At 64.3% G+C, this 5,579-nt stretch carries 4 protein-coding genes and 1 tRNA gene; 3 read left to right on the top strand and 2 right to left on the bottom strand.

Annotated elements, in window-relative coordinates; genetic code table 11:
- Positions 1-996: toxic anion resistance protein (locus tag ACLFQI_RS11025; RefSeq protein ID WP_410759310.1), on the top strand; the 996-nt coding region annotated here is incomplete at its 5' end.
- A 9-nt stretch (positions 997-1,005) separates the two neighbouring features.
- Here the strand turns inward: ACLFQI_RS11025 and ACLFQI_RS11020 are convergent.
- Both ACLFQI_RS11020 and uvrB read right to left on the bottom strand, forming a co-directional pair.
- A complete protein-coding gene (locus tag ACLFQI_RS11020; protein WP_410759309.1) occupies positions 1,006-1,467 on the bottom strand; it encodes a DUF29 domain-containing protein in 462 nt (153 codons plus the stop codon).
- 73 nt (positions 1,468-1,540) lie between these two features.
- Positions 1,541-3,547, bottom strand: a complete 2,007-nt coding sequence (gene uvrB / locus ACLFQI_RS11015) for an excinuclease ABC subunit UvrB (protein WP_410759307.1) — start codon at positions 3,545-3,547, stop codon at positions 1,541-1,543.
- Positions 3,548-3,828: 281 nt separating this feature from the next.
- Between uvrB and ACLFQI_RS11010 the strand changes: the two genes are divergently transcribed.
- Both ACLFQI_RS11010 and ACLFQI_RS11005 read left to right on the top strand, forming a co-directional pair.
- Positions 3,829-5,016 (top strand): pyridoxal phosphate-dependent aminotransferase, encoded by a 1,188-nt coding sequence (locus tag ACLFQI_RS11010; RefSeq protein ID WP_410759305.1) that lies wholly within the window; start codon positions 3,829-3,831, stop codon positions 5,014-5,016.
- 58 nt (positions 5,017-5,074) lie between these two features.
- Positions 5,075-5,150: transfer RNA gene (locus tag ACLFQI_RS11005), tRNA-Asn, on the top strand.
- Positions 5,151-5,579: the final 429 nt, after the last annotated feature.

Here is a 5,579-nt window from a genome sequence, read left to right as displayed (position 1 = left end):
CTGACCGACAGCGGCTCGATCATGCACTTCGGCGCCAAGGCCCAGCAGCAACTCACCGCCGTCTCCGATCGGATGCTCGAAGGCGTGCGCAATAAGGACACCGGGGCCGCCGGTCAGACCCTCAGCGAGATGGTCGGCACCCTGCGCGGGTTTGATGTCCAACGGCTGGACCCGAATGCCAAGCCGGGGTTACTGACTCGGTTGTTCGGCCAAGGCAAGCCGATCCTGCGTTTCCTGCAGGAATACGAGGCGGTGCGCGATCATATCGACCGCATCGCCATCGATCTCGAGCGCCACAAGACCCGGCTGTTGACCGATGTGACCTCGCTGGATCGGCTCTACGACGCCAACCTCGAGTACTTTCGCGAGCTTGAGCGCTACATCGCCGCTGGCGACGCCAAGCTCGCGGAGCTGGATCAGGAAACCATCCCGGCGCTCGCGGCCAAGGTCGAGCAGGCCGAGGACATGGTCGCGGCGCAGAGCCTGCGCGATCTGCGCAGCGCGCGCGATGACCTGGAACGGCGCGTGCACGATCTGCGGCTCACGCGGCAGGTGGCGATGCAGGCGCTGCCGAGCATCCGCCTGGTGCAAGAGAACGACAAGGGCTTGATCAACAAGATCAACTCGACGCTGGTCAACACGGTGCCGTTGTGGCGCCAGCAACTGGCGCAAGCGGTGACCATCTACCGCTCCGGTCGCGCCGCCGAGACGGTCAAGGCCGCGACCGACCTGACCAATGAGCTGCTCAAGGCGAACGCGAACAATCTCAAGACCGCCAATGCCGAGGCGCGGCGACAGATCGAACGCGGCGTGTTCGACATCGAGATCGTCAAGGAGGCCAACCGCACCCTGATCGAGACCATCGAGGAGAGCCTCGAGATCGCCGACGAGGGCAAACGCGCGCGCGCCGCGGCGGGGGCCGAGCTTGAGCAGATGGAGCGCGAGCTGCGCAAGACGCTCGCGGCGGCCAGCGCGCCGCCAACGCGAGACGCCTGAGCATGGGGCTCAGTCTTGCGGTAGCCAGTCCGGATCGAGGATCTGTTCGGGACTCCAGGGACATGGCTCGGGCAGGTCTTCAAGGCCTGTTTCGGCGGTCGCGGTACTCAGCGCATCGGCCCAGATCGCTTGCTGCCATTCCGAGTCGCGCAGCATTGACTTCAGGCTCGGTGTTCGTTTCAAGCGCAGGGCGACACCCTTACGCTGATTGCGAATCGTCAGCAGCCAGCTCTTGCCACGTCGCTCGGGTTGGTAGCGCCACTTGATCAAGTGCGCCAGCAGGACCGCCATGCGGCTCGCCAACTCGCGTTGCTCACTCTTGCCCACGTCTTCGATCTCATCGGCGATGTGTTCGATATCGAGTTCATGGAAGCGACCCGCGCGCAGCAGCGCGGCTTGATGGTTCGCCCAGGCAATGACGTCGGCTTCATAGGTGGCCGATTGTTCCGTATGCGGCGCCTCTTGAGACATGATCCCGGAATGTGCGTTCTCAGCCAAGAAGGTTATTAGGCTAGGTGATCCACCCAGCTTCGTCTACCAGTCCTCACGCGGCGATGCCGCGCGCGCGCAGCGTCTTGATCCGATCGCGCAGTGCGGCCGCCTGCTCGAACTCGAGATCCTTGGCGGCCTTGTACATCGCTTTTTCCAGGCTCTTGATCTTCTTCGCCATCTGCGCCGGCGTCAGGTTGGCGTACTCGGCCATCTCGTCGGCGACCTTGGCATAGTCGCGCGCCTGCATCGGCGCGCCCGGCGCATGCGCCTCCATGATGTCGGCGACCGCCTTCTTGATCGTCTGCGGCGTGATGCCGTGCCGCTCGTTGTGGGCGATCTGCTTGGCGCGGCGGCGCTCGGTCTCGTCGATCGCGCGGCGCATCGAGCCGGTGATCGCATCGGCATAGAGGATCGCCTTGCCATGCGCGTTGCGGGCGGCGCGGCCGATGGTCTGGATCAGCGAGCCCTCGGAGCGCAGGAAGCCTTCCTTGTCGGCATCGAGGATCGCCACCAGCGAGACCTCGGGCATGTCCAGCCCCTCGCGCAGCAGATTGATGCCGACCAGCACGTCGAACGCGCCGAGTCGCAAGTCTCGGATGATCTCGACGCGCTCGACGGTGTCGATGTCCGAGTGCAGGTAGCGCACGCGGATACCGTGCTCGCCGAGATAGTCGGTGAGATCCTCGGCCATGCGCTTGGTCAGCGTGGTCGCCAGCACGCGCTCGTCGGCGGCGGTGCGCAGCTGGATCTCGGAGAGCAGGTCGTCGACCTGGGTGCGCGCCGGGCGCACCTCGACCTCGGGGTCGACCAGGCCGGTCGGGCGTACCACCTGCTCGACCACGGCGCCGGAGTGCTCGATCTCGTATTGGCGCGGGGTCGCCGAGACATAGATCGTCTGCGGCCGGCGCGCCTCGAATTCCTCGAAGCGCAGCGGCCGGTTGTCGAGCGCCGAGGGCAGCCGGAAGCCGTAGTCGACCAGGTTCTCTTTGCGCGAGCGGTCGCCGCGAAACATGCCGCCGAGCTGCGGCACGGTGACATGGCTCTCGTCGATGACGATGAGCGCGTCCTTGGGCAGGTAGTCGAACAGCGTCGGCGGCGGCTCGCCGGGGCCGCGCCCGGAGAGATAGCGGCTGTAGTTCTCGATCCCCGAGCAGTAGCCGACCTCGACCATCATCTCCAGATCGAAAATCGTGCGCTGCTCCAGGCGCTGCGCCTCGACCAGCTTGTCGTGGTCGCGCAGCCAGTCGAGCCGATCCTTGAGTTCGACCTTGATCTGCTCGATGGCGTTGAGGATGACTTCGCGCGGGGTCGCATAATGGGTCTTCGGGAACACCGTGTAACGCGGCACCCGGCGCTTGGTCTCGCCGGTGAGCGGGTCGAACAGCGACAGCGCCTCGATCTCGTCGTCGAACAGTTCCACACGCAGCGCCTCGTCGTCCGATTCGGCCGGGTAGATGTCGATCACGTCGCCGCGCACGCGATAGGAACCGCGTGCCAGTTCGAGTTCGTTGCGCCGGTATTGCAGTGCGGCCAGCCGGCGCAGGATCGCGCGCTGGTCGATCAGATCGCCGCGCGAGAGGTGCAGGACCATCTTCAGGTAGGCCTCGGGGTCGCCGAGGCCGTAGATGCTGGAGACGGTCGCGACCAGGATGACGTCCGGGCGCTCGAGCAGGGCCTTAGTCGCCGACAGGCGCATCTGCTCGATGTGCTCGTTGATCGAGGCGTCCTTTTCGATGTAGGTGTCGGAGGCCGGCACATAGGCCTCGGGCTGATAGTAGTCGTAGTAGGAGACGAAGTACTCGACCGCGTTGTGCGGGAAGAACTCGCGCATCTCGCCATAGAGCTGGGCGGCCAGTGTCTTGTTTGGTGCCAGCACGAGCGTCGGGCGCTGCACGCGCTCGATGACGTTGGCAATGGTGAAGGTCTTGCCCGAGCCGGTGACCCCGAGCAGGGTCATGCCGGCCTCGCCATCGTTGAGCCCCTCGACCAGCCGCCGGATTGCCTGCGGTTGATCCCCGGCGGGCTGGAACTGAGAGACGAGTTCTAAGGGACGGGACATCGGTTTGAGACCATTCAGAATAGGGTGAGGGGAGCCATTGACCGGAGACGCGTGCCGGCCAGCGCGGCAGGGCGCGGCCAGGGCGCAACCAGGGCGGCCAGAGCAGACGATCGGCTCGGTGACGCGCATCGCGCGGCACGTTTGGATTCGCTATGATCTAAGGCCGAGCCGACGCATGCCAATACGATGCGGCTGCATGCTCGTCTGTCGCTCTGCAGCGGCTTCGACTTCGGCGCCCATCCCTTGCCGCCCACTCACTGCGCTACGGACCCCCACCAGCGATGACCATCAAGCTCTCCAACCGCGTTCAATCCGTCAAGCCATCGGCCACGCTGGCCATCACCGCGCGCGCGCGCGAGCTGCGTGCTGCGGGCAAGGATGTCATTGGCCTTGGCGCCGGCGAACCGGATTTCGACACCCCGGATCACATCAAGCAAGCCGCCATCGAGGCGATCAACGCCGGTTTCACCAAGTACACCGCCGTGGATGGCACGCCGGAGCTCAAGCGCGCGATCATCGCCAAGTTTCAACGCGACAACGGTCTTGACTATGCGTCCGAGCAGATCCTGGTCTCCTGCGGTGGCAAGCAGAGCTTCTACAATTTGGCGCAGGCGGTCCTGGATCCGGGCGACGAGGCGGTGATCCCAGCCCCCTACTGGGTGTCCTATCCGGATATGGTCCTGCTCGCTGGCGCGGCGCCGGTGTTGGTGCATGCTGGCGCCGAGCAGCAGTTCAAGATCACGCCGAACCAGCTGCGGGGCGGGATGTCCGAAAAGACGCGCCTGGTGGTCATCAACAGCCCTTCGAATCCGACCGGCATGGCCTATACGACCGACGAGCTGGCGGCGTTGGGCGAGGTGCTGCGCGACTTCCCGCGCGCGTTGATTGCCACCGACGATATGTACGAGCACATCCTCTGGCCCGAGCGCGCGCCCTTCGTCAACCTCGTCAACGTCTGCCCGGACCTGCTGCCGCGCACGCTGGTGCTCAATGGTGTCTCCAAGGCCTACTCGATGACCGGCTGGCGCATCGGCTACGCGGGCGGGCCGGAGCCGGTGATCAAGGCGATGAAGAAGATCCAGTCGCAGAGCACCTCGAACCCGACCTCGATCTCGCAGGTCGCGGCGCAGGCGGCCCTCGAAGGGCCGCAGGACTGTATCGGCGAGATGCTCACCGCGTTCAAGGCGCGCCACGACCTGGTCGTCGAGCGGCTGAACCGCATCCCCGGCATCGAATGCCTGCCGAGCGACGGCACCTTCTACGTCTTCCCGAAGATGCGCGGACTGATCGAACAGCTCGAGACCGTTCGCGACGATCTGGAGCTTGCCGAATACCTGATCGAACACGCCGGCGTTGCCCTGGTGCCAGGTTCCGCGTTCGGCTCCCCAGGCTACGCCCGCATCTCGATCGCCACCAGCCAGGAAAACCTCGACCAGGCGCTGGAGCGCATCGCCGCCGTGGCGGCTTGATGTAAAAAACCCTTGACGTTGAGAACCAGGGGCTCTTATAATAAGCGGCTTAGTCAATTCCCCGATAGCTCAGTTGGTAGAGCAACTGACTGTTAATCAGTGGGTCACTGGTTCGAGTCCAGTTCGGGGAGCCAATAGAAACAACGGGTTAGCTTCATTTTGGGCTAGCCCGTTTTTCATTTGTGGCCTCCGGGGTAACGCTGGGGGTAACATTTTGTAGACGTTTGAACGGTACCTGCGCAGGACCGATGCACTGCACTCGATCGGGACGATAGGCTGGGGACTTTGTGTTGTGATGACGACCGGAAGCGTGGACGCTCTCGATTGTCAGCTGCTCCCCTCACATTACTTCCCAACTTTTTTCCTTGAACCTACATCTACTCGGCATCAGCCCGTCCCGCTCGCGTGAGTGAGGCGACGACCGCCGATCGCCACCAATATCGGCGACGCTCGATCACTAAGGGTGCCGGGGTGATCCCCAGCTTGATCCAGCGCCATAATGTCATATCGCTGATGCCGCCAGCCAGACGCCGGACCTCATCGGCAGTGATCAAGCGATCGTT

This window comes from Halochromatium sp. (assembly GCF_046541315.1).
Classification (GTDB): domain Bacteria; phylum Pseudomonadota; class Gammaproteobacteria; order Chromatiales; family Chromatiaceae; genus Lamprobacter.
Note: the sequence above shows the minus strand (reverse complement) of the source record. Positions and strands in the feature narration are given on the sequence as shown.

Coding starts and splice junctions, on each gene's coding strand:
- ACLFQI_RS11020 (WP_410759309.1), bottom strand. CDS start 1,467: ATGTCTCAAGAGGCGCCGCATACGGAACAATCGGCCACCTATGAAGCC.
- uvrB (WP_410759307.1), bottom strand. CDS start 3,547: ATGTCCCGTCCCTTAGAACTCGTCTCTCAGTTCCAGCCCGCCGGGGAT.
- ACLFQI_RS11010 (WP_410759305.1), top strand. CDS start 3,829: ATGACCATCAAGCTCTCCAACCGCGTTCAATCCGTCAAGCCATCGGCC.